This is a genomic window from Micromonospora sp. NPDC049580, from assembly GCF_040675595.1.
In the GTDB taxonomy this organism is placed as follows: Bacteria; Actinomycetota; Actinomycetes; order Mycobacteriales; family Micromonosporaceae; genus Micromonospora.
Map to the genome: position 1 here is coordinate 1 of NZ_JBFAPG010000634.1, position 2,913 is coordinate 2,913.

Consider the following 2,913-nt stretch of genomic DNA (forward strand, 5'->3'; position numbering starts at 1 on the left):
TCCCCGACGTTCAGCGCCGGGGAGGTGGCGAGGCGAAAGGTCAGGACCCGATCGCGATGGCGAAGACGTGCATGGTCGGCACGTTCGCCGCGGCCCGTGCGCTGATGTTGGGCAACACGACCTGGGTCACCGCCTTGCTCTGCAACGCCACGCCCACGTAGTAGATGCAGGCCGCCGTGGCCTGGCGGGCGTTGTTGGGCCGGTTCTGGTAGGCCGACACGATGGCGGCGGTCGCCCCGGACTGCGGCCCGCCGTACCAGTCGGGCGTGCTCAACGTGAACGTCTGGCGGGTGCCGTCGGCGTACACCACGGTGCCTGTTCCCGACACGGCGCCGTAGGTGCCGGTCAGGAGGAAGCCGAGCGTGCTGCCGGTGCCGCTGACGCCGATGGTCTGGCCCGAGGCGATGGCGTTGTCGGCCGTACCGGGGCTGACGTTGGGCCAGCGGAAGGTCACTCCGTTGCGGCTCACCGTGCTGCCCGGGCTGGCGCCGGCCTGCGCCAGGGCCTGCGCGGAGAGACTGGCGCCGTTGCCGTCGAAGTTTGCGACGTTGGTGTTGCTGTCGTTGCTGATGCCGGCGTTGGTGAAGCTCTGCTCCAGCGTCGGCGTGGCGACACCCGTGCTGGTCACCCGGTAGGTGCGTCCCGCCTGCACGGTGACTTCGATCAGGTCGGATTCGACGCGGGTGACCCGGGGCGACGTCCCGTCGGCGGTGTCGACGACGCTGACGGTGCCGGTCAGGAACCGCGACCGCAGGCGGACGGTGCCGGCACGGTCCGGACGGACGAGCACCTCGGTGGCCGCGCCGCTCGCCCACGTGATGCCGACCGTGTGCCCACCGCGGCCCCGCAGGCCGGTCACCCGTCCGCTGGGCCAGGCCGGCGGCAGCGCGGGCAGGATGTGCAGCTCACCGATGTGGCTCTGGAGCAGCATCTCGGCGATGCCGGCGGTGGCGCCGAAGTTGCCGTCGATCTGGAACGGCGGGTGCAGGTCGAACATGTTGGGCGCGAGCCGGGCGGTGGTGGCGAGGTAGCGGATCAGGTCGTGGGCCCGCTTGCCCTCCTCCATCCGCGCCCAGAAGTTGATTTTCCAGGCCAGCGACCAGCCCGTGCCGTCGTCACCGCGCAACGCCAGCGTACGGCGGGCGGCCTCGAACAACTGCGGGGTGCCGCGCTTGGTGATCTGGTTGCTGGGGGCCAGCCCGTACAGGTGCGAGATGTGCCGGTGGTTGGGCTCGGTCTCCACCCAGTCGTAGAGCCACTCCATGATGTTGCCCCGCGAGCCGATCTTCATCGGCGCGAGCCGGTCCCGGGTGGCGCGGACCTGGGCCCGGAAGGTGCTGTCCACGTTGAGGATCTCGCTCGCGCGGGCGCACGCGTCGAACAGGTCACGCAGGATCTGGTTGTCCATGGTGGGGCCGGCGCAGACGCTGGCGTTCGCGTGGTGGCTGAGCTCCGGCGAGTTCGAGGGGTTGGTCACCAGATAGCCGAGGGTCGGCTCGGTCACCAGCGTGTCGAGGAAGAACTGTGCGGCACCCTTCATGGCCGGGTAGTTCGTACGCAGGAACTCGACGTCACCGTTGAACTGGTAGTGGTCCCAGATCAGCGTGGACAGCCAGGCGCCGCCGGTCTGCCACATGCCCCAGAACGCGCCGTCCACGACGGCGGTGGCCCGCCACGCGTCGGTGTTGTGGTGGGTGACCCAGCCGCCCGCGCCGTACTGCACCTGGGCGGTGCGGGCGCCGGCCACCGACAGGTCGCGGACCATGTCGAACACCGGGTTGTGGCACTCGGCCAGGTTGGTCGTGTTGGCCGGCCAGTAGTTCATCGGCAGGTTGGCGTTGATCGTGTACTTCGAGTCCCACGAGGGGGTCAGCGAGTCGTTCCAGATGCCCTGGAGGTTCGCCGGCTGGGTGCCGGGTCGCGACGACGAGATCAGCAGGTACCTGCCGAACTGGAACAGCAGCGCGGAGAACTGCGGGTCGTTGACGCTGTTGTGCTGGGCGATGCGGACGTCGGTCGTCTGGTCGGCGGCGGAGGTGCGGCCCAGGTCGATGGTGACCCGCCCGAACAGCGCCTGGTAGTCGGCGACGTGCCGGCTGCGCAGCTGGTCGTAGCTGTAGGCGCGCGCCGCGCTGAGGCGCTGTCGCGCGATGCCCCCGTAGTCGCCACCGACGTTGCGGTAGTTGACGTAGCTGGAGCCGATCGAGATGAGCAAGGTCACGCTTGTCGCGTTGGTGACCCGCAGGGTGCCGCCGGAGCTGGACACGGTGCCCCCGGTGACGGTGGCGTTGGCCAGGGCGAGGAAACGGACCTGCCCGGTGACGCCCTCCTGACTGCCGGAGACGCCGTCGAGGCCGATCGTGGCGCCGTCCGGGCTGGACACCGTCGTGCGCTGAGGGCTGTCGAACGTGGCGGTGAAGCTGATCGAATTGGTGCGGTCGGCGGTCAGTCGCATCGCGATGACCTGGTCCGGCGCGCTGGCGAAGACCTCACGCTGATAACGGATGCCACCCAGGACGTACGACGTCGTGGCGGTGGCGGTCGTCAGGTCGAGCGTGCGGTTGTGCTGGGACGCTCCGCTGGCGGATCCGAAGGCGAGCCGGAGGTTGCCGACGGTCTGGTAGGCCAACTGCCCGCCGGGGTTGCCCATCATGGTCTGGTTGATGAGGTCCTGGGCCTGCGTCCACTGGTTCGCGTTGACCAGTCGCCGGATCTCCGGCAGCGCGGCCGCGCCTCTGGTGTTGCTGGGGTCGTGCGGGCCGCCGGCCCACACCGTGTCCTCGTTGAGCTGAAGTCGCTCGGTGTCGACGTTGCCGAACACCATCGCGCCGAGCCGGCCGTTGCCGATCGGCAGGGCCCGCAGCCAGTCGGTGCCGGCACCCACGTCGTACCAGAGCGCGAGTTCTTGGGCCG

Annotated in this window: 1 protein-coding gene; it reads right to left on the bottom strand. The window is 69.8% G+C overall.

Annotated elements, in window-relative coordinates:
* Window positions 1-40 precede the first annotated feature (40 nt).
* Window positions 41-2,913, bottom strand: a 2,873-nt coding sequence (locus tag AB0J68_RS30270; RefSeq protein WP_363942077.1) for a glycoside hydrolase family 95 protein, incomplete at its 5' end; no start/stop codon positions are given.